Source organism: Paenibacillus xylanexedens, from assembly GCF_007676705.1.
In the GTDB taxonomy this organism is placed as follows: domain Bacteria; phylum Bacillota; class Bacilli; order Paenibacillales; family Paenibacillaceae; genus Paenibacillus; species Paenibacillus xylanexedens_C.
In genome coordinates this window covers 24,594-51,528 of sequence record NZ_VEBF01000014.1, presented here as the reverse complement: position 1 = coordinate 51,528, position 26,935 = coordinate 24,594, and the positions used below count along the sequence as shown (strand labels likewise).

Below are 26,935 nucleotides of genomic sequence, written 5' to 3'. Positions count from 1 at the left end.
AAAGAGCGATAAGCTCATTTTGAATCTGACGAGATTAAAAATCTCATTTGTGCTCCAGCCGATTCAAGCCAAGGCTTGTTTCCAACTTTCGCGTTCATTCTGCAAGCAGAATATTTACTCACTCGTTGTTCAGTTTTCAAAGATCAAACTTGTTTTTTTGTCACCATTTTCTCTCAGCGGCGACTTTTATAATATATCATACTTCGTTTGTTTTGGTCAAGTGTTTTTTTGAAATTCTTTTTCGAAGCTCGTTATGAACTTCTTCATTTCATCAAAAGCATGTAACCAAGCAAGCAAAGCAACGAGATATAATGTACCATATAAATAATCCCGAAGTCAACTATCCGAACAAAGAAATTTTTAACCCCAATAACAGCCCTACACCTGGCAATCCCAAAACAGTTACAGTCCCTATCGTTGCAGGGTTCAGCGGGATGTAGGTACCTGTAATCCAACCGGAATAATTCACGATGTAAATCCCTACTGCAGCCAGCACCAGATGAATTCCAAAAGACGTGAAAAACGATAACCCTATTCGCTTTCTGAACAATACAACGAAAAGTCCCAGTAACGATACAACCAATATACTCCCCAATACAATACTCTTCATATGTACACCTCCGTGTTTAATGTAAACCTGACTCTACATACTAACCCCTCGCTGTGATGTAACATCATCATTCGCCCGGGCTCGCTTCGCTCTCTTCAAATGAATCTGGTACTTCCGCTCGGCTGCCTCCAACACATAAATGGCATAATCAATCTCATCCTGCCCCTGCGCATCTTCGAACTGTCTCATTGCCCGCTCCCATTCCTGTTTTGCCAACTGAATATCTGCATAGATTTGATCCGCCTCAAGTTCCTTCAACATTCTGTTGCGCTTCTCCATCGAGTTCCGTATATTTCGCCACTTAAACATAAACTCTCCCCCTCCTGATCAGTGCAGCATATTCTCATACTTATCAGGGAAAGGACAAACTTAGAACTTGGACATTTCATTTTCCTCACAAAAAAAGAGAGCCCTAAGGCTCTCTTGGTTAAAAGAATCATATTTAGCACACAAAGTCTCTCCGGAGTATGCTGTGTTTAAAACAAATACACTAACGCATCTCCCTGCGCCCTTCCAAGGCTTTCGAAAGAGTCACCTCATCGGCATACTCCAGATCGCCTCCTACAGGCAATCCATGGGCGATTCGAGTCACACTGATCTCAAACGGACGCACCAAGCGGGAGATGTACATCGCTGTAGCCTCACCCTCAATATTGGGGTTCGTCGCCAGAATGATCTCTTTTATCCGTTCATCACTTAATCGAACCAGAAGTTCCTTCAAACGAATATCGTCCGGGCCAATTCCCTCCATAGGTGAAATCGCACCCTGTAACACATGATAGTATCCATCGAATTCCTTGGTGCGCTCCATGGCAACCAGATCTTTCGAATCCTGAACTACACAGATAACAGAGACATCCCTGGACTTATCCTGACAGATGCGACACGGATCCGTATCGGTGATATTACAACACACTGAGCAGTAATGAAGATTGCGCTTCACACTCACGAGTGCTTTGGCAAAATCGATAACGTCATCTTCCTTCATGTTAAGCACATGAAAAGCTAAACGCGCTGCTGTCTTGGGGCCCACACCTGGCAAACGGGTAAAGGCATCAATCAGCTTGGCTATTGGTTCGGGATAATACAATCGATTATGTCTCCTTTGACAGGATCAATTTAAATTAAAATAGTCCCGGAATATTCATGCCACCTGTGAACTTGCCCATATCTTTGTTGGCAATCTCATCGGCTTTGGCCATTGCATCATTAACTGCTGTCATAACGAGATCCTGCAACATTTCAACATCTTCCGGATCTACTGCTTCAGGTTTGATCGTGATAGCAAGCAATTTCTTGTGTCCGTTAACTTCAGCCGTTACAACGCCGCCGCCCGAAGTACCTTGGACTGTTTTGTCCGCCAGTTCCTCTTGTGCTTTCAGCATTTGCTCCTGCATCTTCTTCACTTGTTTCATCATTTGGTTCATGTTGTTCATAATTGTTCATCTCCTTTGTTATAGTTATCGCGCTATGCGCATTATTCTTTGATCACTACAAGGTCCTCACCAAAGAGCTGGATGGCTTCATCAATCCAAGGCTGTTGGTTGCCTGAACCGCCGTCTTCATGCTCAGGTTCAAGCTTAAAGTCCTCCTTTGGCGCTTCAGAAGCTCCTTCCATTGCTCCGGTCCAATCTTTGAGCATCATCGTCACCAATCGTGCCGGACGCCCAAGTTGTTCGGACAACACCCGCTCAATGACTTCGCGGTTAGCCTGCTTCTCCGTCGTTTCACGGTGAATATTGTTTTTGAAAGCAACCAGAACGTTGTCTTCAAGCAATGATACTGGCTCACCATCCACAAACCAGGCGTGAACGGTAACTCTCTCTTCCTTCACCCGTTGCAGGATCTGACTCCATTTTTTGCTGATCTCTGCGAACTCAGGGGCTCCCTTGCGCGCAACATATTGATCCAACTGTGCAGGAAGCTTCGCAGGCGAGTTCCCTCTCGATACAGGGGCTCTTGTTGCCGGACGCGACGGAGCACTTGATGCGCCATCTCCACCAGACAACCCGCTCTTAAGTGCACGATCCAATTTCTTCTCCAGCTCAGCAAGCTGCTGCTTCAAGCGGTTGATCTCTCCCCCATCAGCTGGCGCCGCATGAGTTGAAGCTCCCACCTGAACAGAAGCCTCTCCTTGTGCTGGAATACTACACAGTTTAAGCAATGCGACTTCAAATAATGTCTGTGGCTGTACCGCATATTTCATTTCACTCTGGTACCGATTAAGGGTGTCGATCATATGGAACAGTTGTTCCTTGGTGAATGACTCCGCCATATCACGGAAAGCTTCCGGATTAAGTACCCGGTCCGTCAGTTTGTCTGCATCAGGTACCATCTTAATCATAAGCAAATCACGGAAATAATACAGTAAATTCTCCATACACTTGTCTGCACTTTTTCCTTCATGCATGAAGCCTTCAATCATCTGCAAAATATGACCAACATCACCTTTGAGCAGTGAAGCAGCCAGTTTGGCAAATTGCTCTGAAGCAATTCCACCCGTCATGTCCATAACCTGCTGGTACGTTACTCGTCCATCCGTAAATGAAGAGATCTGATCCAGCACACTAAGTGCATCCCTCATTCCACCATCCGATAAACGGGCAATGTATTGGAGAGCGTCCTGGTCAGCTTCCATGCCTTCCTGTTCACAGATCAGTGTAAGTCTTGCTGTCTGCTCTTCTAGGGAAACCCGGCGAAAATCAAATCGCTGACAGCGCGATATAATGGTAGCCGGAAGGCGGTGCGGTTCCGTTGTTGCCAAAATAAACATCACATGTGGCGGTGGCTCCTCCAATGTTTTGAGCAAAGCATTGAATGCCTCCGTCGTCAGCATGTGCACTTCATCGATAATATAGACTTTCTGCCGGACTTCGGTTGGCGCATATTTTACCTTTTCCCGAAGATCACGGATCTCCTCAACGCCCCGATTGGATGCAGCATCAATCTCCTGCACATCCATCACAGCGCCAGTCGTAATCCTACGGCAAGCTTCACACTCGTTACAAGGTTCAGGCGCAGGCCCACGTTCGCAGTTCACAGCTTTGGCCAAAATCTTGGCGGCACTCGTCTTTCCCGTTCCTCTGGGCCCGCTAAATAAGTAGGCATGGGAAGTCCGCTGTTCACGAATCGCGTTCTGCAAGGTCTGAATAATATGCTGTTGTCCCACCATATCTTGAAACGACTGGGGACGCCAAGCCCGGTATAACGCGATATGCTCCATGATGCGTTACCTTCCTTCCACTTCGCATTCGAGTCCTTTGTCGTTCCCCTATTATACTATATTCCAGGGTGAATCCAAACTTTATCTGACTCATTCATGCGTGGTTTTTTAAGACATATCAAAAAGACCTCTGCATACATACAACTGCAAAGGTCTCTACATTTAAATGGTAAGCCGTGCACCTGCTATCGATATTTGCGATCCAAGTGGCACCCCTGAACAATAGCTCGGGCTAGGCGACCCTCCGGCACAAGAGTGATCTCACTTATGGCTGCTTCCTTCCGGACCTGACCAGGTTCATGAGTACTCATTGCGGAGGACCCAACCGTCAACACCACGTTCAGGGACCAAACCTCACATCGACAAAACCTCTAGCAGGAATTCAACCTCGCTATAGCGGATTGCGAGTTACAGGGCACCGCTACCTCCCCATCTAGCACGGTAAGAAATAGTATAACGTAAGGTTATCCAAATTGCAACCAGAAGGAACGCAGCAGCAACAATGTATATATAAAACATATAAAAAACCCCTGCCAGATCAGCAGGGGTGGGTTGGATGCAATTAGCAGACAACTCCAAGAATTGTCCTATTAGATTCCGTATTTCTTCTTGAAACGATCAACACGGCCGCCAGCATCGATAAACTTCTGTTTACCTGTGAAGAACGGGTGGCACGCGGAGCAAATCTCTACACGAAGTCCGTCTTTAACCGAACCTGTCTCAAAAGTATTCCCGCAAGCGCAAGATACTTGACCAATCGTGTAATTAGGATGAATTGCTTCTTTCATTACCTTTCACCTCTTTCCGCCCTGAGCCTCAAGCGGACCCAGAGTAAATGGCACAACTCTGAGATTATAACACGGCCTAATGCCTGTTGCAATCCATTATTGTTAAGAGGTAATTAACCGTTTTGGACGTGCCATTCCAGCTGGTGGAACGTGAGTATACGATCCAATCACCACATCAGGCAACTCATCTTCAAAGATTTCAATCATCTGCTTCATGCCCAAGATATCACCTTGAGCCGGAGGAATTAACTCCAGATAGCTCTCCGGATCAATATTGAGATTGCGCATCTGAATCAAACGCAGATCCGTTCTTCGTGCAAACTCAATCATTGCCTCAATCTCTTCCTCACGATCTGTTACGCCTGGGAAGATCAAATAGTTAATGGAGGTGTATACCCCCTGCTGCGCTGCATATTTCATCGACTTCTCGACATTGGCCAAGGTATAGCCACGCGGCTTATAGTAGGCGTTATAGTGGTCATCCAGTGCACTAATTGTACTTACGCGCATTAGATCCAATCCAGCGTCAACAATTCCTCTAATGTGATCATTCAGACCCGCATTGGTATTAATGTTGATATACCCCATATCCGTGACGGAACGCACTTCACGAATGGCTTCGATAATCAGCTTGGCCTGCGTGGAAGGCTCCCCTTCACAACCTTGTCCAAAGCTAATGATGGATTCCGGTGTCTTCAGGTGCTCCATCATGACTTGGACAATCTCATCCACCCGCGGGCGGAAGTTCATACGTGTCTGCGGGGAAACAAAACCACTATCATCCGGTTGCTCGGAGATACATCCGAAACAACCCGCATTACAGGAATAGGATACCGGCACCCCGCCTTCCCAACGATTCAGGAACGTGTTCGACGAAGTTAGACATTCATATCCGAGCGCACAATTGGACAGATGGGTATAAAGACGGTTCTCGGGATATTGCTCCGTCAACCGTTTAACTCCGGAACGCACATCATCCCGATCACAGTTCAGCGGATTCCATTGGTCAGGACTATCCGACTTCGCAGCCGTGACATAGAAACCGCCATCTTTCCAAACTACTGCGGAATAGCCGAATAACGGCAATTTATACTCTTTATCCGTCTTCACATAACCAGGGAGACACAAACGAGTGAATCCCTGTGGAAGCAACGCACCTACAGCCTGTGTGTCCGTTGGCATCGGCAACATCTCACCTGTATCCGGGTCCATACCAATGGGCCGAGTACTTGGGAGTCCAACCAAAGTCGCACCCTCCGGCAAAGGGATAAGTTCATCCTCCATAATTTCAACGATCATATCTCCGCTGCGGGCAAGCCCGTACAGGGATGGGTGATCAAATACATTACCTTTTTCATCTGCGTATACTAAATACATGATGTTCTCCTCACATCTAATGGGTTAAACCTAACGACGAGTGTATTGTAAAATTCACAGCAACGCTGCTAAACGCATGTTATGGGTCGAGCGACACTTATGTCGATGTACCTGACGTAGCTGTCTGTCTTGGTGAGCGACGGGTTGTTGTTGTCCCCGAATTGCTTGTTGGACTATTACCAGCTGAATCAAATGCCGCCAAAAACTCTGCATTTGTCTTGCTGTTGCGAAGTTTCTTCAGGAAACCTTCGACAAAGTCATGGGAATCATTCATATTCTTGCGAATCGCCCAGATTGTATCCAGCTCTTCCTTGCTGAGCAACACTTCTTCACGACGCGTACCAGAACGACGAATGTCGATTGCCGGGAATATACGACGTTCAGCCAGACGACGGTCCAGATGCAACTCCATATTACCCGTACCCTTAAACTCTTCATAAATGACGTCATCCATACGTGAACCGGTATCAATTAATGCCGTTGCCAGGATGGTCAAACTTCCGCCTTCTTCCACATTCCGTGCAGAACCGAAGAAACGTTTCGGACGATGGAATGCAGCTGGGTCAATACCACCACTAAGCGTACGACCAGATGGTGGAATAACCAGGTTATATGCACGGGCAAGACGTGTAATGCTATCCAGCAGGATAACGACATCCTTTTTAGCCTCAACCAAACGAAGCGCACGTTCAAGCACCAATTCCGCCACCTTGATATGATTCTCAGGCAGTTCATCAAATGTCGAAGCCACAACTTCCCCTTTTACCGAACGTGACATATCCGTTACTTCCTCTGGACGTTCATCAATCAACAGGACAAACAGTTCAATTTCTGGATTGTTAGTTGAGATGCTGTTGGCAATTTCTTTGAGGAGAAGCGTTTTACCCGCTTTGGGAGGTGCTACGATCAATCCGCGCTGTCCCAATCCTACTGGGGCGAGCACATCCATAATGCGTGTGGACAAATGGTTGGGGGATGTTTCGAGAACCAGTTTTTTCTGCGGATACAGTGGGGTTAGTGCCGGGAAGTGAAGTCGCTCTGCAGCCGCCGATGGATTCTCACCATTTACAGCGTTGACTTGCAACAAACCGAAGTATCTCTCGTTTTCCTTAGGCGTCCTACACTTGCCTGATACGAGGTCACCTGTTCTTAGGTCAAACTTGCGAATCTGAGAAGCTGAGATGTAGATGTCTTCCGTGCTTGGCAAGTAGTTGATCGGCCGAAGAAATCCGTAACCTTCAGGTAAAATTTCGAGTACGCCTTGCATGAACATCAGACCGCTTTGTTCGGCTTGTGCACGTAATATAGCAAAGATTAATTCTTTCTTTTTTAACGTACCATAGTAAGGAATCTGATATTTTTTGGCCAGCTTGTAGAGGTCCGTTAGTTTCATTTCTTCCAAATCGGAAATTTGTAGATCCATATAATAACCACCTATTCAATTAATAAGTCCGTGTGAAATGGATAGTTTCGCTAGATGTTCCGGCTATAGAGCGCAGCGTCTGCCACAATCTCTTCTGTCCATTGTACGGAATGTAACCGTTATAATGCAAATACTTGTCTTTGAGTGTAAGTTTCCGGGTGGGATGGCCATATTCGGCATAATCCGCTAATGAGTGAACACGATTCAATGAGGCGATCGATCCAGGTAGACCGGCTATGGCGCGCAGGTTCAAACAAAACCGGGGGTTGGGGAAAGAGAAATGATGTTCTTACAGCCATATGAAGTTTGATTCAAAAAAAGACCCTCCGGTAAAGGAAACAGAAACATTTCGTCTTATGCCGGAGAGACTGAGAACTCTATTAAAACAGGTTTACCCAATTACTGAAAGGATATGCAATCCAGCTAAAATAAACATGTGCATGACAGAATCATACATGATGCTTATCAATTAATCGGTTTCCCGCCATACATCTGCACCAAGCAGACGTAGATTGGTCACCAGGTGATCGTAACCACGATCGATATATTCGACCCCTGTTACTTCAGTCACACCTTCACTGACCGTAAGACCTGCGATCACCAGCGCTGCTCCAGCGCGAAGATCGGATGCTTTTACTTTGGCAGCGTTCAATGCACTGCCTTCAATAATCGCTGACCGTCCTTCTACCCGAATCTTAGCGCCCATCCGCACCAGCTCTGGTACATGCTTGAACCGATTACTGTATACAAAGTCGCTCAGGACACTAACACCGGTTGCCTGTGTTAAAACACTGGTCATTGGTGACTGTAAATCGGTTGGAAAACCAGGATATACAAGTGCCTTCACGTCAACGTGGTTATAGCTTGGTTTACCAATGACACGTATACTTTCATCCAATTCCTCAATGCCAACACCCATCTCCAGCAGCTTTGCCGTTAAAGCTTCCAGATGTTTGGGAATCACATTGTCAATCAGAACATCACCGCGCGTTGCCGCTGCAGCGATCATATACGTACCCGCTTGGATACGGTCCGGAATGATGGAATGACGGCAGCCTTTAAGCTCCGAAACCCCTTCAATACGGATCGTTTCGGTACCTGCACCCTTGATGCTGGCACCCATGGAATTCAGAAGTGTTGCTACATCTATAATCTCAGGCTCTTTAGCCGCGTTTTCGATAATTGTAGAGCCTTTGGCACGAGTAGCCGCCAGCATGATATTAATGGTTGCACCGACACTGCTTACATCAAGATAGATTTTTGCTCCGCGCAGCTCTTTGGCATGCAAATGAATGGAGCCGTGTTCGTTAGTTACGGTTGCGCCAAGCGCTTCAAACCCTTTGATATGTTGATCAATTGGACGAGGCTCGAAATTACAGCCCCCTGGTAAACCTATGGTCGCTTCTTTGAAACGCCCTAATAGTGCACCCATCATATAATACGAAGCACGAAGCTTCTTCACGGGACCATTCGGCATAGGAATGGATTTGATGTCAGAAGGATCAATCTTCATCTGACTGCCTTCCCAAGTTACATGTGCTCCGAGTTCCTCCAAAATTTCTGCATAAACCGCCACATCACTCAAAAGTGGAAGGTTGTCCAACACGACTTCTGACTCGGCAAGCAATGCTGCAGGAATAAGCGCAATGGCGCTGTTCTTGGCGCCGCTTATGGTTACAGTTCCCTGTAACGGACGTCCGCCACTAATCATCAATTTTTCCATAAAGCTTAATGTCCCCCTACGTGTTTTGCAGCCGATGAACGGCAATACGTGTTGTTGGCTTCCGATGTAGAAATAAGGTGTGAAAATGGAAAGACACCGGCTAGGCGGTGTTCTTCCATTTCACAGTATGGAACTGGTAAAGATAAATTACGCTTTGTTGTTGGAACCAAACTCGCGGATTTTACCTTTAACTGTTTCTTTGATTGCATCACGGCCTGGTACGATGAATGTACGTGGATCGTAAGCATCTGGTTTAGCTGCAAGCACTTCACGAACTACTTTTGCGAAAGCAATTTGGTTCTCTGTGTTTACGTTGATTTTGGATGTACCCAGGGAAATGGCTTTGTCGATGTCGTGTTTAGGAATACCTGTACCACCGTGCAATACGAGTGGAACTTGTACCGCGTCACGAACTTCTTCCATTTCTTTGAAGCCCAGGTTAGGCTCGCCATGGTAAGGACCGTGTACGGAACCAAGAGCAGGTGCCAATGTGTCGATACCTGTTTCTTTAACGATACGGATACACTCGTTCAGGTCAGCATACATGATACCGCCGATAACGTCGTCTTCTTGTCCGCCTACAGTACCTACTTCAGCTTCTACAGAAACGCCTTTAGCGTGTGCATATTCAACAACTTTTTTAGTCATTTCGATGTTCTCATCGATAGAGTGGTGGGAACCGTCGATCATAACGGATGTGAATCCAGCATCGATCGCTTCTTTACACTTGTCGAAGCTTGAACCGTGGTCCAGGTGAATTGCAACTGGAACAGTGATTTTCATGTCGTGAATGAGTCCTTCTACCATTTTAACTACAGTGTAGAAGCCACCAATGTGACGTGCTGCGCCTTCGGATACACCCAGGATTACTGGGGATTTCTCTTCTTCAGCAGCACCAAGAATCGCTTGAGTCCACTCAAGGTTATTGATGTTGTATTGACCAACTGCATATTTTCCTTCAAGTGCTTTGTTCAACATGTCTGTCATAGATACTAATGGCATGGTTTCAATCCTCCTAGGGGTTTGGGTTGTGTCTATGGTTTTTAGCCGAAATCACATACGGGCTTATTATACCACATCCCATGTCAAATACTAAACAAGCATTTGCAAAAATGCTGTGCTTTGCAGCACAGTTTTCATAGACACTGCTTTATGACTTCCCCATTTCCAATATTCCCCGGATGAGGGAGTGAAATACCCATTTTTCCACCACGCATCTTCTATGTTCTTCACACGCAAAAAAATCCTGTATCTACAGGATTCAGCTGCATTTATTGGCAGCACCATTGCGAAGCTGCATATTCACAGCCACTCGCATCTCATCGATATCAAATGGTTTTGTGAAATGCATGAGTGCTCCGAGATCCGTGGCTTCCTTAATCATGTCCAGTTCGCCATAAGCGGTCATCATGATGACCTTGATATCTGGATCAATTTCTTTAATATGCTTCAGGATTTCCAGGCCGTCCATCCCAGGAATCTTCATATCGAGCAGTACCAAATCAGGCTTGTCATTGTTCACAATTTCCAGGGCAATCTTGCCGTTGGGTGCTTGAAACGTGTTATATCCTTCACTGCTGAACACTTCCATTAACAGGATTCGAATACCATTCTGGTCATCAACAATTAAAACTTTTTTATCTTCCACTCTGTAACCTCCTAGAATTAGGAAAGCATGTACACCTTCGAATCTGGATAACTATCCCATAGTCGTCATGATAAGTATTCTACCTCTTCCATTAAAATCCTGCTACCTTCATAAAATGACAAAAAGCATTTCGAACTGCTTTTCACGCAAAAAAAAAGGGATGTTCCGGCATCCGCTGTGGTTGCCTGGAACATCCCAATATCTATTACGTTAACACTAATACCATGTATTATTTCTGTGCATTCTCCAGAGACGCTTTCACGAACTCACGGAACAATGGTTGCGGACGGTTCGGACGGGAAGTGAATTCCGGATGGAATTGTACCGCCAAGAACCATGGGTGACCTGGAAGTTCCACAATCTCAACCAGACGTCCATCCGGGGATGTACCCGAGATAACCAGTCCTGCTTTTTCGATCGCTTCACGATATTCATTGTTGAACTCATACCGGTGACGGTGTCTCTCATACACCAGCTCGTCATCATAACAAGCCATTGCCAAAGAACCTTCCTGAAGCTTACAAGGATACAGACCCAGACGCATCGTGCCACCCAGATTTTCAATATCTTTTTGCTCAGGCAACAGATCGATTACCGGGAATTCCGTAGCCGGATTAATCTCGGAGCTGTTCGCACCATTCAAGCCAACGATGGAACGTGCATACTCAATAACGGAAACCTGCATGCCCAGGCAAATACCGAAGAACGGAATTTGTTTCTCACGGGCATAACGGATTGCGGATACTTTACCTTCGATACCCCGGTCTCCAAATCCACCAGGAACCAAGATGCCGCCAACGCCATGCAAGAGGTCGCCTACGTTCTCATCGGTGATATCTTCGGAATGAATCCAACGAATCTTCACATCTGCATTGGATGCAAATCCTGCATGAGACAAGGATTCAACAACACTAAGGTATGCATCATGCAACGCTACATATTTACCAACAATAGCAATCTCAACCGTATGCTCCAGCTTGTTGATCCGGTCAACCAGTCCTTCCCACTCGCTCATATCCGGTGCAGGAGTAGTCAGTTTCAAGTGGTTTACCACGATCTCATCCAAACCTTCTTCACGCAGGTTCAGAGGCACTTGATACAACGTGTCTGCATCGCGACATTCCACTACAGCATTCTCATCAATGTCGCAGAAGAGAGCGATTTTGGCTTTCATGTCGTTAGACAATTCATACTCCGTACGGCAGACAATGACATTCGGTTGAATACCGATGCTGCGCAGTTCCTTAACACTATGCTGCGTTGGTTTTGTTTTCACTTCACCTGCTGCTTTGATGTAAGGAATAAGAGTTACGTGGATGTACATCACATTGTCGCGACCTACATCACTCTTGATTTGACGAATGGCTTCCAGGAAAGGCAAACTCTCGATGTCGCCCACTGTTCCGCCAATTTCCGTAATAACAACATCCGAACCCGCTTCACGTCCAGCGCGGAATACACGCTCTTTGATCTCGTTCGTAATGTGTGGGATAACTTGTACCGTTCCGCCCAGATATTCCCCGCGTCGCTCTTTGCTGATGACGGAAGAGTATACTTTACCAGTCGTGACGTTGCTGTTTTTGGAGAGATTGATATCAATAAAACGTTCATAGTGGCCAAGGTCCAGATCCGTTTCCGCGCCATCATCCGTTACAAAAACCTCGCCATGCTGATAAGGGCTCATTGTCCCTGGGTCGATGTTGATGTATGGATCAAATTTCTGAATCGTTACCTTAAGCCCTCTGTTTTTCAGCAATCTGCCCAGCGAAGCAGCAGTAATCCCTTTGCCTAGGGAGGACACAACTCCGCCCGTCACGAAAATATACTTTGTCACTGTTATTACCCTCCTAATATAAGTACAGAAATTCAGGCGATATATGGTGTTATCGTAACCTGTTTCCCAGGTAATCATCGTTAAAAAGAGCAATGGCAGAAATTCCCTGCATCTGCCGAACTGCTCTTTCTGCGAAGACGGTTTAAATAAACGTTGTTTTACAGCAAAAAATGGTGCAAACATTCCGGTAGCCTTCATTCCATTTCGTGTTTTTGATATACAAAAACGGGCCATGAAATGTTGGCCGGGAGCATGCGGAATTGAAAACTTTTTGCAAAATTATGCCTCTAAAAATACAAAAAAAAGTACTCCCGCAGGACGGGGCACCTTCTATAAAAAACATAAATATATTGTCGCTCATTCATAAGCCCATGCAATAGTTTACCCGTTACCCCGTCTGCTGTCAAGGCTGACTATTCCGGGGAAACGGGTAAATTATAGACGTCAAAAATGACTACCGATTATCAGAATCGTCGTCAAATTCATCCTCGTTTTCGGACTCTTCTTCGTCTTCTTCGAGGTCTTCATCTTCCAGATCGTCATCTTCGACCAGCACTTCTTCTTCGCTGTCTTCTTCATCAAAGATGTCGTCTTCGTCTTCATCTTCTTCGTCTTCATCTTCGTCTTTATCCGGGCTGTCGAAGTCTTCGTCGCTGTTATAGCTATCTTCTTCTTCACCGAAGTCTTCATCTTCCAGATCATCGTCTTCATCGTTGATGATACGCGGACGCTTCGCACCCGTCATGGAATCTTCTGTTCCGGCTACCGGATACCAGCGCTTCAAGCCCCACAGACTCGTACCGACACAAGCAAAACGGCCATCGATATTAATCTCGGTATATAGCTGGGCGATAAACTCGTTGATTTCTTCATCAGTCATTCCGCGCTGCTTCGCTACCTCATTCATCAAGTCACGATAGTAATACGGCGTATTAGCCGCTTTCAGCACCATAAAGGCAAGGTCCACCAAAGGGATCTCTTTTACCTTTTCTTTATCAATTTTCAAATTGAGCGAGGTACTCACTGCAGACACTTCCTCTCACACAAAATTCACTTTTTAACCCCTACGAACTGGACTGTTACGTATAACATATCCATTAACAAACCTAAGTAAAACCTATTTAGCGTTAAAAAGCAAGTTTTTATGTACGGATGTGACGCAAATACGGAGAGCGGCAACAATATGTCCATATATTAAACATGAAGTGACATCGAACTCATAGGAATGACTTCTTTTGCCAAAGCGACAACTTCATAATAAAAAAGACGGAGTCCCCTCCGCCTTCTGACTGTATACCCTTGAAGGATTGCTCCTCACCAGGTTCCCCGCAAGAGCCCTCTAGCTCTCCATCCATCATATGTCCCTGCGCCCGTTTTGACACGAAGAGAATGTGTTTTTGTAAAAAAAGGGCAAGTTCCCCATGCGGCGGGATGAGCGCATTCATAGAATACCTCAGCATGTTCATCCCGAAGGGGGCTGCCCATTATGGACTATACTGGTTTATTGCATCAATTGATTGACGGAATGCGACGCCCTGAACCAGAACAGGGAGGGCGATATTTGATCCGATTTGCCAAACCGCAGCAGTATGAGGCCTGTCTCGTAGAATTGTCTCGAATGCGGAATGAATTCACTGACCTTGAAGCTGTCCGCTCCTCGCGACTGGCTCGTTCCATTATTGCTCCAGTGCAACGCCCGGAGGATCTGTACCGTTATGGGGATGAGATTACGATTGAAGCAGACGTACCCATCTCACTTCACGCCACTGCACTTCACAGTAAACCGAGCAATGCCCAAGGCATACCTTGGGGAGTGAAACAAATCCGGGCACCCAAAGTATGGTCTGTGTCTACAGGACACCGAATTAAAATCGGTGTGATTGATACGGGTGCTGATTATCACCACCCCGATCTTCGTTATTCCCTGGCACGCGGAATCAATCTGTTAAACCGCAGCCTGCTTCCCCATGATGATAACGGACACGGTACCCACATTGCAGGGACTATCGCTGCAGCCAACAGCACCGCAGGCATGATTGGTGTAGCTCCACGCTCCCTGATCTATCCAGTGAAGGCATTTGACCACAACGGATCAGCTTATGTATCCGACATTGTGCTTGGCATCGACTGGTGTGTGCGCAACAAGGTCGATATCATCAATATGAGCTTTGGCATGAAAACACGGAGCAAGGCGCTTCTTGACGTGGTCAATCGTGCATATCATGCCGGCATCGTCATTGTTGCTTCGTCAGGAAATGACGGCAAACGCCGCAGTATTGATTATCCGGCAAGGTATCCGCAGACCATATCCGTTGGGGCAACCGACAAAAACAGACGTATTGCGTCCTTCAGCAATCGGGGCGCATACGTGGATGTCTATGCACCTGGCGATAAGATCGTCTCCTCCTGGGTACAAGGCAAGCATCACGAGATGAGCGGCACATCCATGGCAACATCCCATGTGAGCGGTGCAATCGCTTTGCTGCTGGCGAAACATCCCGGATTATCCCCCAGCGAAATCAAGACACTCGTCAAACGTGCTACGATCCCGCTGCGCGCCCGCAAGACCACCACCGCAAAAAGCAAGGTACGCGGTGGGGAGATTGACGCCCTACGGCTAATGCAGGAGGGCGGGGAGTGATCCTGATCTGCCCAGCGGTCAGCAGGACTCGCTTGAAGCTTGGTGGCGAAACGCAGTAGCTCGGCCCAGACAGCACACGCGCGAGTGATATTGCGTAGCGGCTGAGCCTCCAGGTTGCGACCGCTGCAATGGCAGAGCAGGGCTGGCTTTTGTACTCGGGGCAGGCCGGGTTCCTCAGCCACGAGTACACAAAAAAAGTCTCCATGTACCACGTTGATTACGCAACGTGGGCATGGAGACTTTTTTCCTTAGGCAGCGCGGCGATGTGCTGCGAGCCTGGCTTTACATTTTGTCTGGTGCAGTTACGCCTACCAGACGAAGTGCTGTTGCGATAACGGTACGCACAGCACCGATCAGCGCCAGACGCGCCTGAGTTTGCTGCGCGTCTTCCGTAATAACGCGTTCTGCACGGTAGTAGCTGTGGAACAGGGATGCCAGCTCGTATACGTAACGGATGATGCGGTGAGGTGCATATCCTGTTGCCGCTGCCGAGATTTCTTCAGGCAGCTCTCCCATTTTGCGGAGAAGGTCATACTCGTGCTCTGTTGTCAGCTTGGACAGGTCGATCTGTGCCAGTGGCAGCAATTCAATGCCTTGTTCTTCAGCTTGACGATATACGCTGCATACACGTGCATGCGCATATTGTACGTAGAATACCGGATTCTCATTGGATGTCGAAATAGCAAGGTCCATGTCAAAGTCCAGATGGGAGTCCATGCTGCGCATTGTGAAGAAGTAACGGATGGCATCAATGCCGACTTCATCCATCAGGTCTTCCATCGTTACAGCTTTACCTGTCCGCTTGGACATCTTCACTTTTTCACCGTTCTGGAACAAGCTCACCATCTGTGCAATCAAAACCACCAGTTTCTCAGGGTCATTGCCCAGTGCTTGCATGGCGGCCTTCATCCGTGGAATATATCCGTGGTGGTCCGCACCCCAGATGTTGATCATCGTGTCGTATCCACGGGCATATTTGTCACGGTGATAAGCAATATCCGGCGTCAGATACGTGTACGTGCCATCGTTCTTGATCAATACACGTTCTTTGTCATCGCCGTACTGCATCGTTTTCAGCCAAGTTGCTCCATCTTGCTCATAGATCTCATTGCGGTCACGCAATTCATCAAGCACTCGCAGCACTTCTCCGTTGTCATAGAGGGAAGTTTCGCTAAACCAGATGTCAAAGTTAACACGGAAGCGATTCAAGTCACGCTTGATCTTGTCCAATTCCTTCTCCAGACCAAAGTCACGGAAATAAGCCGCACGGTCACCAGGATGCATGGACAACAATTCTTCACCCTTTTCAGCAACAAGCTGCTTGGCGAACCCTTTAATATCTTCACCGTGATAACCGTCTTCAGGCATCTCAGCATCCTGACCCAGCTCTTGCAGATAACGAGCTTCAATGGAGCGCGCCAGATTAAACACCTGATTACCTGCATCATTAATGTAGTACTCACGGGTTACATCATAGCCTGCATAATCGAGAATGTTACATAGTGCATCACCTACAGCTGCTCCACGGGCATGACCCAGGTGCAAACTGCCTGTCGGGTTGGCACTGACGAATTCCATCTCGACTTTGCGTCCTTCTCCGATGCTAATTCTTCCGTAATCTTCACCCTGCTCCTGCACAAGCGCAAGTACCGGGTAAAGGTAACTCTTGTCCAATTTGAAGTTAATGAATCCTGGGCCAGCAATCTCAGCTTTCTCAATTCCTGCTTCAGACAGATTCAGATTGGCAATGATCTCTTCAGCAATCTGACGCGGATTGCGCTTGGCAATCTTGGTCAGCTGCATGGCAGCATTGGTCGCCAAGTCCCCGTGTGTCTTCTCACGTGGCACTTCCAATGTGATGGCTGGCAATTCTTCCTGCGTAACAATTCCGGCTGCCACAATGGCGTTGCCGATGGCCGTACTTACCCGTTCGTTAATCGTATCTAGTGGATTACGTGTCATGAAATTGGTTCCTCCTGTATATGCAAACTAATCGCGAAATGTCCGGATTCTTCATCAAAGCGGTAAAAGTCGTAGCTCCACGCTGCGCGTGCGCTCAATCCCTGAATGGAAAGTTCCAGCTTCTGTGTATGCGTGGACAGGGCAAACGACATGTACGGTGATCGATAGAAACCAGGAAGCTTCCGATTCAATTCAAAAGTCTGCTCCGATTCCACCTCACCGTGACGTATAATCTTGATGGATTGTCCGCCCAGCTTCAATGTTGTACGGGTTGTACCCCCCTCAGGTCCAACCTGCGGTTCTTCATAACGAACATAAAGAACGGACCCTTTTAACACGGCTTCACCCTGCATTTCCTGCAGCACATCTTCACCTTCATAACGGCTGTGCAGCCGGATGTGTACCGGTCGCATGTTCGACATGAATGTTAACCTCCATTATATTCGAGGCGACGCAAAATCAGGCACGGCCGGTGAGAACAGCCCTTCCCGTATTGTTGTGTCGCTATACGCGCTCATATTCCCGGATAGCTCGCTATCCTACACTCTACTGTATAACTATATCCAGTTCCCTCGCTCAATTCAAATCCAAATTCAGAGTTTTTTCCTCATAAAGCCAAAAAAGAAGAGTCACACCTGTAAAGTGCAACTCCCTTTTGCTTCATTATAATGAGATTCGTTCATTAGATCAGGCCCATTGCGATTCATAAGGAAAAGGACATGTCGACTCACTCAGCTTCGCTCGCACCTGTACGAGACAACCACAATGCCTGCAGGTTGTACCATATTGCAATCCCGGACAAGCAGAGCAGATGGATAGTCGACGCTCATATTCCTCATCCTGCACCGTCGGACGAGAACGTGAGGCAATCTCCACAAGTCTGGCCATTTTGGCGTCGCTAACCTTCACATCATATTGTTCATTGCACCCCTTGCAAGGTTCCTGCTTTTTCATGCATTAACCCTCTACAGCGAGTACCCCAACCGATGCTGGTGGAAGGACAAAACGCAGTGTGTTATTCTCCAGTGTGATTCCATCCCATGCTACAGGCTGAACGTGACTTGGTTGTTCAAAGGTATTGAATGCACCAAAATCAGCATGATGCAGAATCTGCCCAGATACTTTAGCCGCTTGAGCTGCTTCCAGCTGGCATACGACTTCCAACTCATCCGTGTGGCTTAGATTACAAGCCGTCACGTGAATGACCCCATCCTTGTTGCAGGATGCTGATAAGCTGAGCTGTGGAATGGTCTCTTCCCCGAATGTGTATCCTGGGCTTTCATAATTCAAGTCGAGTCGCTGCGCATCCATATGCACCTGATACATATCAAATACATGATACGTAGGGGTCAGGAGCATTTTGTCCCCTTCCGTGAGCACAAGTGATTGAAGCACATTGACGATCTGCGCAAGATTTGCCATGTGTACCCGTTTATTATGTTGATTGAAAATATTCAGATTAACGCCTGCAAGCACAGCATCCCGCATCGTATTCTGTTGATACAGGAACCCTGGATTGGTTCCCGGCTCAACGTTATACCACGTGCCCCATTCGTCCACAATAATGCCGACTCTGCCCTCTGGATCATATTTGTCCATAATTTCGGAGTGCTTCACCAGCAATTCATCCATATATAGCGTCTTCTTCAAGGTGGTGAACCACTCAGCCTCTCCGAATCCTGTGGCTGCACCTTTATCATTCCACTCTCCTGTAGGGATGGTGTAATAATGAAGACTGATTCCGTCCATATAGCGAGCAGACTCCCGCATCAGCACTTCCATCCATTCATAGTTGCCTTCGTTGGGTCCACAAGCGATCTTATAGATCTCGTTCCCGGAATAGTTACGTACGTATGTAGCATACCGGCGATATTCATCCGCATAATATTCAGGGCGCATATTTCCACCGCATCCCCAGTTCTCATTCCCCACGCCAAAATACTTCAGTTTCCAAGGCTCTTCCCTGCCGTTACTCTTCCGCCAGTTCGCCATCGGGGATTCGCCGTCAAACGTGATGTACTCCACCCATTCCTGCATCTCCTGAACCGTACCACTACCCAGGTTACCGCTGATATACGGCTCCGTACCGAGCAGCTCACACAGTCTCAAGAATTCATGTGTACCAAAGTGATTATTTTCTTCCACACCGCCCCAATGCGTATTGATCATACGAGCACGCTCACTCTTCGGGCCCACGCCATCTTTCCAGTGATATTCATCGGCAAAACAACCACCTGGCCAGCGAAGCACTGGAATATTAAGCTTCTGCAAGGCAGTCAATACATCATTTCGGATCCCATCCGTATTCGGAATAGGTGAATCTTCTCCTACCCACAAGCCCTCATATATACAACGTCCCAAGTGTTCGGAAAAGTGACCATATATATTGCGATTTATTAATCCTTGATCTGAATCAGCCTTTAGAATAACATCAACCATAATTTCAACCTCCAATAAATGTATTGTTATCGCTTACAATAACTTGTTTTGAAGCAGGTTTCAACCGTTATTATTTCCACGCAAACAAGCCCCTCCCTGTGAAGTTGATCAGGAAGGGGCTTGTTTGTTATACAAACTCATGCAGAGACATGCCAAATTGAATTTTATACATTTCTAATTTGGATTTGTCTGGTTGTTATTTCAGAATAACAGACCACTTAACCCTGCTCTGAGGGCAACAACATTTTTTGTGTCCACGTGGTTCCACCATCTGTAGTCTGATAGATTGCCGGGGAGTTATCACTTGTTACAACAAGCCAACCTGTTTTGGCGGATGGGAAAGAGATGCGGGAACTATATCCCGGATCTTTCAGGTCGACGTTTTTCCACGTGGAACCTTTATCATACGAACGTCCAATCCCCACTTTACCAGCTGCAGGTGAACCCGCGGAGAGATAAGCCGTCTGATTACCAATCAGCGCCATGTTGCCAGGATGACCACCAGGATTGGCAGGTCCGGTACCTTTACCTATACTGTTCGTACCAGGTGCAGGGCCTCCTCCTGCTGTGGATTGTGCAAATACTTGTGTCCAATTCTTGCCTTGATTACCGCTCGCATAGAGGGAGTAAGATTGTTGGGACATGCCTGCATCACCATACAGAAGGGCCCACACTTGCTGGCCGTGTGCATACAGATCCGCTCCGCTCCATGTGTCTGAGACAACGCGAAGAGAGGTTGTCCAGTTCTTCCCACCATCACTCGTATGCTTCAAATGATATCCTGATCCGGGTACAACCACGACAGCATACCCTTGTTTCTCTGTCGCGAAGGCAGCTGCTCGCGTATTGGCAGGTGTGTTGATTTTACTCCAGGTCACCCCGCCATCCTTCGTCTGATATGCACCATTATAGGTGTAGCCATAACCTACATCTTTATTGCGGAAATCGATGCGTTTGAATTGAATGCCCGGCGTATCGAGCCGCGTCCAGTGAGATCCCCCGTCATGAGTACGGATCAGATAGGTTGCAGGTGAGCTCTTCACTTGTGCCAGCGCATATCCGTTCACATTATTCGGAAAATCGACCTGTGTGAATTGCCACTGTCCGGTATATATGGACTGCCACGTACATCCTGCATTCGAGGTACCGATCAGGAAGCCTTCACCCCCAGCTCGTCCAGTCGTGTCATTAAGAAAATCAATATCGGTAAATTGCAGGTGTTGCTCTTCTACACCACTACCTTTTTCCAATGTAGCCGCTAGTCTGTGTTCTCCCTTTCCACATGCCTGCGAGGATGAAGCGTTAGCGCCTGATAGCGTATGTACTGGTCCCATCCCCCAAGCCAGCGTTAACGATAATGCGAGTGCACCAATCCGTTTCCATGTCATCGTTCTCTTGGTTGTCATCGTAACACCTCCTTCTATGGTTTTACCCAATTTCGATCTTGTTAACGTAACAATCCAGTGAAGCCCGATGACAATTTCGCAAGAAAAAAACCACCTTTACCCACGATTGGTATCATGCAGGCAAGGGTGATTCATCACTAAACACTGTGTACTCTAGGTTAAATCGGCAATGTCTAGATACCAATGATAACAAAACTGATACTTAAGAAAAGACATCAATATTAAGATAGAGTCATGTTAAGGCAGGACATCTGCATGTGTGAGCCTATACTAACACAAGCAATACATGGTAGAGACATAGGAACATACGTGCTATAATTAATGTTATGGACGTTTGAATAACGGTGGATGTTTTCTGAGCACGGCGCAGCTTCCCGAGAGGGGGTGACGTCGATGATCAAACTTGTGGCGTTGCTTGATGTGATCCGATGGATTGCTGCGATCCTCAGTATTATACTGAGTGGGCGAAAGCTTTACCGTTGGTTACGCAAAAAGTTTCGTAGCAAGCGAAAACCCACCTCATAAGGTCGGAAGCCTGACGGTGGGTTTCGCTTGAATAGCATTATTTAGTTCATGCGCGCCGTGGCAATCCACAGCCTTTCGGGTCCTAAGAGTCTTTACCGTTGGCGCGGTAAAGGCTCTTTTTAGTATATGGCCGAACCCATTCACCATATACTTCACGAGTGTAATATATCAATTCATATACTACTGAATACTGTTGTAGTCAGTATAACATAGCTCTGGACAGAAGTTAAATTAAGTAAGTTAACTTAACTTAATTATTCCTCTTGGGAGAATAGTTTCAGATACTTTATCCAGTCCGTTTCTTAAGCTGAAATAGTTAAGGACACGCAGATAAACGTTAGCAATAAAAAGTACTCTCTGTCTGCGCAGATTTGAAACCGCGCAGAAAGAGAGCATTAAGTTTATCGATCATTCTGTAATTATTTCACGAATCCAAGCAGCATTTCACGGATCATCTTCGCAGCCACAATCTGTGTCTGTTGTGTTGGATCGTAGATTGGTGCTACTTCAACCAGATCACAACCGACTACATTGACATCAGATCCTGCAATCATGTGGATGGCTTCAAGCAGTTCTTTGGACGTAATGCCGCCCGCTTCTGCTGTACCTGTTCCTGGTGCTGCAGACGGATCAAGCACATCGATGTCGATGGTCACATATACCGGACGGTTGCCCATCTTCGGAAGGGCTTCCTTCATCGGAGCTGCCACTTCAAACGGATAGAAGTTGATGTTCTCACGACCATACTGGAACTCTTCACGGGAGCCAGAACGGATACCGAACTGATAGATGTTTTTGCCACCCATTAACTCCGCTGCTTTACGTACTGGCGTGGAGTGGGACAATGGCTCGCCTTCATAGTTTTCACGAAGGTCTGCGTGTGCATCAATATGAATCAGGATAAGATCCGGGTATTTCTTGTACATCTGTTGGATGACTGGCCAAGTAACCAAGTGCTCGCCACCCAATCCAATTGGGAATTTGTCGTCAGCCAGCAGACTGCCGATGTATTCATGAATCACTTCTAGGCTGCGTCCCGCGTTACCGAAAGGCAGGAGCAAGTCTCCAGCGTCAAAGTACGTCATGTCTACAATGCTTTTGTCTAGGTACGGGCTGTACTCTTCAAGTCCAACCGATGCTTGACGGATATGAGATGGGCCGAAACGGGAACCCGGACGGAAGCTGACGGTGTAATCCATCGGCATACCATAGATAACTGCTTTGGAGTTCTCATAATCCTCAGAGCTGCAAATAAATACGTTTCCTGAATAAGCTTGATCCAATTTCATTAATGATTTCCCCTTTATTTCGTTAAATCTTCCACGAATTTAGGAAGTACAAATGCTGCTTTGTGCAGACGCGGAGAGTAATACTTGGTATCCATCTCCGGAATTTGAGTCTCATCCACTTCGAGCGGGTCATGTTTCTTGCTACCCATGGTGAATGTCCACAAACCACTTGGATAGGTTGGAATATTACAGCCGTACACATGTACGATCGGGAAGATTTCTTTGACGTCTTTGTTCACCTTCTGGATCAGATCCGCCTTGAACCACGGGTTGTCCGTTTGGGCAACGAAGATTCCGTCTTCTTTGAGTGCTTCGTAAATGCCTTGGTAGAAACCGCGCTCAAACAATGGAGCAGCCGGACCTACAGGCTCAGTGGAGTCTACGATGATCACATCGTATTCATTTTTATGTTCAATAATATGCATGTAGCCGTCGTTCACGAGCACTTCAACATTAGGCTCGTCCAACTTGCCGGCGATTTCAGGCAAATATTTTTTGGAGTATTCAATAACTTTACCGTCAATTTCGACGAGAACTGCTTTTTCTACAGCAGCATGCTTAATGACTTCACGAATGACTCCGCCATCACCGCCACCGACAACCAGAACTTTTTTCGGATTCGGGTGAGTGTTTAGCGCAGGGTGTGCCGCCATTTCGTGATATACGAACTCGTCTTTTACGGTAGTCATCACCATGCCATCAAGAAGCAACATGTTACCGAATTCCTCGGTCTCTACCATGGCCAAATCTTGAAAATCGGTTTTCTCTGTAACATAGGTCTGTTTAATCTTCGCGGTGATCCCGAATACCGGGGTCTGTTTCTCCGTAAACCACAATTCCATAATCTCTACCTTCTTTCCGTAAAGTTAATGATCAGCCATACCCGACCCAAGTGCTGTGCACTATAATCGGTTCGCCCAAGCACGTCCAGCGTTCGGCGCCATATCGCGTTATGATTTGCTGGCCTGCGGGAAAGGTCCGCGGTTCACTTCATTATATAGATTAAATTGACCAGAGCGTGCAGAGCGTCTGACTAATCAATGAATCAATGACCATTCGTCTGTTCGTCCTTACGCGCTTTAGTATCTTGTGCCGAATCTTACCTTTTCATTACCCTTTTGCATTATACGCGATTGACGTTTATACTGCAAAACGGTTTTCTCGGCGAAAATGCTACATTTTGTTCGCTTATGCACCCGATTGAATATCCCTGCCAATCAAGTCCCATACTGGAAAGAAAAGAGAGGAGCCCGTTCCATGACCAAGCCAAACCAAAAGACCCGCAAACGCGGGTTCCGTATACGGAAATTGTTTAAAAACCTGTCTCTGCTCACCGTGCTCGCCATACTCGCTACCGCTGCCGGATTGGTATATCTATATGCAACCAGCCTGCCCCTTGCAGACTCTGACCGGAATTCCAGATTGCTGGACAGTCAGGGTGAAGTCATCGCTACCTTCTCCGCAGGTGGCAAAGACTCTGTACCCGTTCAACTGGAGGAAATCGCTCCAGATCTGGTCAATGCCACTTTAGCTGTAGAGGACCGCAAATTCTATAATCACTACGGTTTCGACGTTCAAGGGATGGGACGGGCTGTGCTCGTTAACCTCGAACATATGGAGATGTCACAGGGTGCGAGTACATTGACCCAACAGTTGGCGCGTAACCTGTATCTGTCTCATGAGAAAACATGGACTCGCAAAGCAAAGGAAGCCATGTACACGGCGCAATTGGAAATGAAATATAGCAAAGATGAAATTTTGCAGATGTATCTGAACGAAATCTATTATGGGCACGGAGCGTACGGAATCGAAGCGGCTTCCCGAATGTATTTTGGCAAATCAGCCAAACAGCTGGATCTCGCAGAGAGTGCCATGCTGGCAGGAATCCCGAAAGGACCCACCTACTATTCACCCTATAACCATATGAAGAATGCCAAAGACCGACAGAAAATTGTGCTGAATGCCATGGCAGATATCGGCAAGATCACCCAATCCGAGGCGGATAAAGCCTATGAGAAAATGCTCTCGTTCAAGCCGGAAAGTGAACGTAAAACGGTGGAAAGTGCTCCTTATTTCCGTGACTATATTCGAAGTCTGGCCATCAAAGAGCTGGGAATCAGTGAAGCAATGCTGGATCATGGGGGATTGAATATCTACACCACACTGGATCTACGTGTACAAAAAGCGGCTGAAGATGCTGTAGCAAAAGGTATGGATGCCAAAAGCGAGCTGGAGACGGCTCTCGTGTCCATCGACCCTCGCACGGGTTACATCAAAGCCATGGTGGGCGGCAAAAACTACCGCACCAATCAGATTAACCATGTACTGGCGACCACACGCCAGCCAGGTTCGGCGTTTAAACCCATTATGTATCTGGCAGCCTTGGAATCCAAGCAGCTCACCAGTGCATCCATGTTTAACAGTGAACCTACGCTCTTTCATTATGACAATGACCGCAAAACCTATAAACCTGGCAACTTTGGAGACAAGTATCTGGGGGAGATCGATCTTAGACAGGCGATCGCCGCTTCAGACAATATCTATGCAGTAAACACCATCATGCAGATTGGTCCTGAGCAGGTTGTGAGCATGGCGAAAAACCTCGGCATTACAAGCAACCTGAGCGCTGTGCCTTCCCTTGCTCTGGGAACCTCACCTGTCAGTCCGCTGGAAATGGCGTCTGCCTTCTCCGTCATCGCTGCTGGTGGACAACGGACGCCACCTGTCGCCATTCTGCAAGTGACAGATGCCGCAGGGCGTGTACTCTATGAATCTCCACAGACCAAGGCTGAGACTGTGGTGGAACCTGCAGCAGCTTATGTTCTGACTCGTTTAATGGAAAGTGTCTTCGAAAATGGGGGAACGGGTAACCGGGTGTCTGCCACAATCAAACGTCCGGTAGCCGGAAAGACAGGGACGACCAATACGGATGCCTGGCTGGTTGGGTTCACACCCGAGCTCTCCACCGCTGTATGGGTCGGGTATGACCAGGGTAAAGCCATCTCGACTTCGGATGGCCGCCGGGCGGCACCGATCTTTGCCCATTTCACAGAGCAGGCACTTGCAAGCGTACCACCCAAAATTTTCACCGTGCCTGATCATGTTGTAAGTGTCTATATTGACCCGGAATCTGGCAAGCTTGCAGGCAACGGTTGTGAAGAGAAGCGACTGGAAGTCTTTATTGGTGGTACTGAACCAACAGAAGTATGTCATGGCACGACGGATGATTCGGATCCAGGAGAGGACCAGAAGGCCCGTCAGGTAGAGAATCAACAAGGCATTCAGGAAGAGAAACATTCCTGGTGGAGTGACTTCAAACGTTGGTGGGTTGAATGACGCAAACACAAGATGACTTAATTACGTCATCCCCATACCCTGATCATATTGGCCATTTGGAAATTCCACTTCGGATGGAAACTCATAATTATTCAGATCGATGAATACTGTTAACGCACACGCAAAAGGCCCCGAACCGAACTTTCCGGTCAAGGGGCCTTTTGTTTTTTTGCTTTTATACTGTATTGAATGATCTGCCTTAGGCAAGTGCTTCCTTCAATTCATCCGGAGAAGCATTCCACCATTCTTCGTTGTGTGAGATCAGCAGCGTCTTAAGTGCAGCTCGAGCTTCGGGTCCAAGCTCATCCAGCATGAAGCGACGTTTCAAGGCATAGTCCATGCGATTCACATGTTCCGCCAGCAGTTTCCACCCACGTCTTGCTTCTGTATCAATCCACATCTCACAAGCCGTTGCTCCACCATACAGTTGGCCTTCCTCCGTGCGATCGACAGCTACCCACACCAGCCATACTTGGCGTCCGTTGGGCACATCTTCACGATTGGTAGAGAACTTGATATTGCGTTCCACTTTGCTCTTCGCATGCATCGCACCGATATCGATCTTGGCTTCGCCATTATCAATAATGACCGGGGAAAGGTTATTCAGATCAATGGAGCCTGCACCGAAGCCTTTATGCTTGCTTTTTGCACTAACGATATTCAAGGCAATCTGTTTTTTGCCGTTTTGCTCGTTTTGGTCCATGTTTATAG

At 47.2% G+C, this 26,935-nt stretch carries 23 protein-coding genes and 1 other RNA gene; 2 read left to right on the top strand and 22 right to left on the bottom strand.

The window, feature by feature from the left end; all coding sequences use genetic code 11:
- Positions 1 to 340 precede the first annotated feature (340 nt).
- The 14 genes from FS628_RS29920 to rpoE form a co-directional block, all read right to left on the bottom strand.
- The gene (locus FS628_RS29920) at positions 341 to 610 is read right to left on the bottom strand and encodes a pro-sigmaK processing inhibitor BofA family protein (RefSeq protein WP_145326616.1); all 270 of its coding nucleotides are present in this window, start codon (positions 608 to 610) and stop codon (positions 341 to 343) included.
- A 33-nt stretch (positions 611 to 643) separates the two neighbouring features.
- A complete protein-coding gene (locus tag FS628_RS29915) occupies positions 644 to 919 on the bottom strand; it encodes a YaaL family protein (RefSeq protein ID WP_260871236.1) in 276 nt (91 codons plus the stop codon).
- 181 nt (positions 920 to 1,100) lie between these two features.
- Positions 1,101 to 1,700 (bottom strand): recombination mediator RecR, encoded by a 600-nt coding sequence (gene recR, locus FS628_RS29910; RefSeq protein WP_036607246.1) that lies wholly within the window; start codon positions 1,698 to 1,700, stop codon positions 1,101 to 1,103.
- Between the two features lie 34 nt (positions 1,701 to 1,734).
- Positions 1,735 to 2,046 (bottom strand): YbaB/EbfC family nucleoid-associated protein, encoded by a 312-nt coding sequence (locus FS628_RS29905; RefSeq protein ID WP_036607248.1) that lies wholly within the window; start codon positions 2,044 to 2,046, stop codon positions 1,735 to 1,737.
- Positions 2,047 to 2,087: 41 nt separating this feature from the next.
- Positions 2,088 to 3,833, bottom strand: coding sequence for a DNA polymerase III subunit gamma/tau (gene dnaX / locus FS628_RS29900; protein ID WP_145326615.1), 1,746 nt, complete (start codon positions 3,831 to 3,833; stop codon positions 2,088 to 2,090).
- 174 nt (positions 3,834 to 4,007) lie between these two features.
- Positions 4,008 to 4,275, bottom strand: an RNA gene (gene ffs / locus FS628_RS29895) — signal recognition particle sRNA large type.
- Positions 4,276 to 4,423: 148 nt separating this feature from the next.
- The gene (gene rpmE, locus FS628_RS29890) at positions 4,424 to 4,621 is read right to left on the bottom strand and encodes a 50S ribosomal protein L31 (RefSeq protein WP_036607255.1); all 198 of its coding nucleotides are present in this window, start codon (positions 4,619 to 4,621) and stop codon (positions 4,424 to 4,426) included.
- Positions 4,622 to 4,723: 102 nt separating this feature from the next.
- Positions 4,724 to 5,998 carry a radical SAM protein gene (locus FS628_RS29885; RefSeq protein ID WP_145326614.1) on the bottom strand — a complete coding sequence of 425 codons (1,275 nt, stop codon included), beginning with the start codon at positions 5,996 to 5,998 and terminating at the stop codon, positions 4,724 to 4,726.
- 97 nt (positions 5,999 to 6,095) lie between these two features.
- Positions 6,096 to 7,421 carry a transcription termination factor Rho gene (gene rho, locus FS628_RS29880; protein ID WP_036607258.1) on the bottom strand — a complete coding sequence of 442 codons (1,326 nt, stop codon included), beginning with the start codon at positions 7,419 to 7,421 and terminating at the stop codon, positions 6,096 to 6,098.
- A 469-nt stretch (positions 7,422 to 7,890) separates the two neighbouring features.
- Positions 7,891 to 9,144, bottom strand: a complete 1,254-nt coding sequence (locus tag FS628_RS29875) for a UDP-N-acetylglucosamine 1-carboxyvinyltransferase (protein ID WP_036607261.1) — start codon at positions 9,142 to 9,144, stop codon at positions 7,891 to 7,893.
- A gap of 147 nt (positions 9,145 to 9,291) precedes the next feature.
- The gene (fba, locus tag FS628_RS29870; protein WP_145326613.1) at positions 9,292 to 10,146 is read right to left on the bottom strand and encodes a class II fructose-1,6-bisphosphate aldolase; all 855 of its coding nucleotides are present in this window, start codon (positions 10,144 to 10,146) and stop codon (positions 9,292 to 9,294) included.
- 259 nt (positions 10,147 to 10,405) lie between these two features.
- The gene (locus FS628_RS29865; RefSeq protein ID WP_145326612.1) at positions 10,406 to 10,792 is read right to left on the bottom strand and encodes a response regulator; all 387 of its coding nucleotides are present in this window, start codon (positions 10,790 to 10,792) and stop codon (positions 10,406 to 10,408) included.
- 229 nt (positions 10,793 to 11,021) lie between these two features.
- Positions 11,022 to 12,626 carry a CTP synthase gene (locus FS628_RS29860; RefSeq protein WP_145326611.1) on the bottom strand — a complete coding sequence of 535 codons (1,605 nt, stop codon included), beginning with the start codon at positions 12,624 to 12,626 and terminating at the stop codon, positions 11,022 to 11,024.
- A 454-nt stretch (positions 12,627 to 13,080) separates the two neighbouring features.
- A complete protein-coding gene (gene rpoE / locus FS628_RS29855; RefSeq protein ID WP_091039194.1) occupies positions 13,081 to 13,650 on the bottom strand; it encodes a DNA-directed RNA polymerase subunit delta in 570 nt (189 codons plus the stop codon).
- Positions 13,651 to 14,112: 462 nt separating this feature from the next.
- On the opposite strand from rpoE, the gene FS628_RS29850 reads away from it, so the two are divergent.
- Positions 14,113 to 15,267: a S8 family peptidase gene (locus tag FS628_RS29850; protein WP_145326610.1), complete on the top strand. Its 1,155-nt coding sequence runs from the start codon at positions 14,113 to 14,115 to the stop codon at positions 15,265 to 15,267.
- A 282-nt stretch (positions 15,268 to 15,549) separates the two neighbouring features.
- Here the strand turns inward: FS628_RS29850 and argS are convergent, their stop codons facing one another.
- The 7 genes from argS to speE all read right to left on the bottom strand — a co-directional run bounded on the left by argS (position 15,550) and on the right by speE (position 23,730).
- The gene (argS, locus tag FS628_RS29845; protein WP_145326609.1) at positions 15,550 to 17,229 is read right to left on the bottom strand and encodes an arginine--tRNA ligase; all 1,680 of its coding nucleotides are present in this window, start codon (positions 17,227 to 17,229) and stop codon (positions 15,550 to 15,552) included.
- The gene (locus tag FS628_RS29840; RefSeq protein ID WP_017691299.1) at positions 17,226 to 17,651 is read right to left on the bottom strand and encodes a DUF1934 domain-containing protein; all 426 of its coding nucleotides are present in this window, start codon (positions 17,649 to 17,651) and stop codon (positions 17,226 to 17,228) included. The genes argS and FS628_RS29840 overlap by 4 nt, the downstream gene beginning before the upstream one ends.
- 265 nt (positions 17,652 to 17,916) lie before the next feature.
- A complete protein-coding gene (locus FS628_RS29835; protein ID WP_145326608.1) occupies positions 17,917 to 18,183 on the bottom strand; it encodes a DUF6171 family protein in 267 nt (88 codons plus the stop codon).
- Positions 18,184 to 18,186: 3 nt separating this feature from the next.
- The gene (locus FS628_RS29830) at positions 18,187 to 19,668 is read right to left on the bottom strand and encodes an alpha-N-arabinofuranosidase (RefSeq protein WP_145326607.1); all 1,482 of its coding nucleotides are present in this window, start codon (positions 19,666 to 19,668) and stop codon (positions 18,187 to 18,189) included.
- A gap of 218 nt (positions 19,669 to 19,886) precedes the next feature.
- Entirely contained in the window at positions 19,887 to 21,074 is a 1,188-nt protein-coding gene (locus tag FS628_RS29825) for a WD40/YVTN/BNR-like repeat-containing protein (protein ID WP_145326606.1), read from the bottom strand.
- A gap of 944 nt (positions 21,075 to 22,018) precedes the next feature.
- Entirely contained in the window at positions 22,019 to 22,888 is an 870-nt protein-coding gene (speB, locus tag FS628_RS29820; RefSeq protein WP_145326605.1) for an agmatinase, read from the bottom strand.
- 14 nt (positions 22,889 to 22,902) lie between these two features.
- A complete protein-coding gene (gene speE / locus FS628_RS29815; RefSeq protein WP_017691306.1) occupies positions 22,903 to 23,730 on the bottom strand; it encodes a polyamine aminopropyltransferase in 828 nt (275 codons plus the stop codon).
- A gap of 415 nt (positions 23,731 to 24,145) precedes the next feature.
- Between speE and FS628_RS29810 the strand changes: the two genes are divergently transcribed.
- Positions 24,146 to 26,224 carry a transglycosylase domain-containing protein gene (locus tag FS628_RS29810; RefSeq protein ID WP_145326604.1) on the top strand — a complete coding sequence of 693 codons (2,079 nt, stop codon included), beginning with the start codon at positions 24,146 to 24,148 and terminating at the stop codon, positions 26,222 to 26,224.
- A gap of 199 nt (positions 26,225 to 26,423) precedes the next feature.
- Here the strand turns inward: FS628_RS29810 and FS628_RS29805 are convergent, their stop codons facing one another.
- Positions 26,424 to 26,927 (bottom strand): YwhD family protein, encoded by a 504-nt coding sequence (locus tag FS628_RS29805; protein WP_124118860.1) that lies wholly within the window; start codon positions 26,925 to 26,927, stop codon positions 26,424 to 26,426.
- Positions 26,928 to 26,935 lie beyond the last annotated feature (8 nt).

What these genes read in the sequence shown, in the direction of transcription:
- FS628_RS29920 (WP_145326616.1), bottom strand. Translation starts at nt 610, where the DNA reads ATGAAGAGTATTGTATTGGGGAGTATATTGGTTGTATCGTTACTGGGA.
- FS628_RS29915 (WP_260871236.1), bottom strand. Translation starts at nt 919, where the DNA reads ATGTTTAAGTGGCGAAATATACGGAACTCGATGGAGAAGCGCAACAGA.
- FS628_RS29905 (WP_036607248.1), bottom strand. Translation starts at nt 2,046, where the DNA reads ATGAACAACATGAACCAAATGATGAAACAAGTGAAGAAGATGCAGGAG.
- dnaX (WP_145326615.1), bottom strand. Translation starts at nt 3,833, where the DNA reads ATGGAGCATATCGCGTTATACCGGGCTTGGCGTCCCCAGTCGTTTCAA.
- rpmE (WP_036607255.1), bottom strand. Translation starts at nt 4,621, where the DNA reads ATGAAAGAAGCAATTCATCCTAATTACACGATTGGTCAAGTATCTTGC.
- FS628_RS29885 (WP_145326614.1), bottom strand. Translation starts at nt 5,998, where the DNA reads ATGTATTTAGTATACGCAGATGAAAAAGGTAATGTATTTGATCACCCA.
- rho (WP_036607258.1), bottom strand. Translation starts at nt 7,421, where the DNA reads ATGGATCTACAAATTTCCGATTTGGAAGAAATGAAACTAACGGACCTC.
- FS628_RS29875 (WP_036607261.1), bottom strand. Translation starts at nt 9,144, where the DNA reads ATGGAAAAATTGATGATTAGTGGCGGACGTCCGTTACAGGGAACTGTA.
- fba (WP_145326613.1), bottom strand. Translation starts at nt 10,146, where the DNA reads ATGCCATTAGTATCTATGACAGACATGTTGAACAAAGCACTTGAAGGA.
- FS628_RS29850 (WP_145326610.1), top strand. Translation starts at nt 14,113, where the DNA reads ATGGACTATACTGGTTTATTGCATCAATTGATTGACGGAATGCGACGC.
- argS (WP_145326609.1), bottom strand. Translation starts at nt 17,229, where the DNA reads ATGACACGTAATCCACTAGATACGATTAACGAACGGGTAAGTACGGCC.
- FS628_RS29840 (WP_017691299.1), bottom strand. Translation starts at nt 17,651, where the DNA reads ATGTCGAACATGCGACCGGTACACATCCGGCTGCACAGCCGTTATGAA.
- FS628_RS29835 (WP_145326608.1), bottom strand. Translation starts at nt 18,183, where the DNA reads ATGAAAAAGCAGGAACCTTGCAAGGGGTGCAATGAACAATATGATGTG.
- FS628_RS29830 (WP_145326607.1), bottom strand. Translation starts at nt 19,668, where the DNA reads ATGGTTGATGTTATTCTAAAGGCTGATTCAGATCAAGGATTAATAAAT.
- FS628_RS29825 (WP_145326606.1), bottom strand. Translation starts at nt 21,074, where the DNA reads ATGACAACCAAGAGAACGATGACATGGAAACGGATTGGTGCACTCGCA.
- speB (WP_145326605.1), bottom strand. Translation starts at nt 22,888, where the DNA reads ATGAAATTGGATCAAGCTTATTCAGGAAACGTATTTATTTGCAGCTCT.
- speE (WP_017691306.1), bottom strand. Translation starts at nt 23,730, where the DNA reads ATGGAATTGTGGTTTACGGAGAAACAGACCCCGGTATTCGGGATCACC.
- FS628_RS29810 (WP_145326604.1), top strand. Translation starts at nt 24,146, where the DNA reads ATGACCAAGCCAAACCAAAAGACCCGCAAACGCGGGTTCCGTATACGG.
- FS628_RS29805 (WP_124118860.1), bottom strand. Translation starts at nt 26,927, where the DNA reads ATGGACCAAAACGAGCAAAACGGCAAAAAACAGATTGCCTTGAATATC.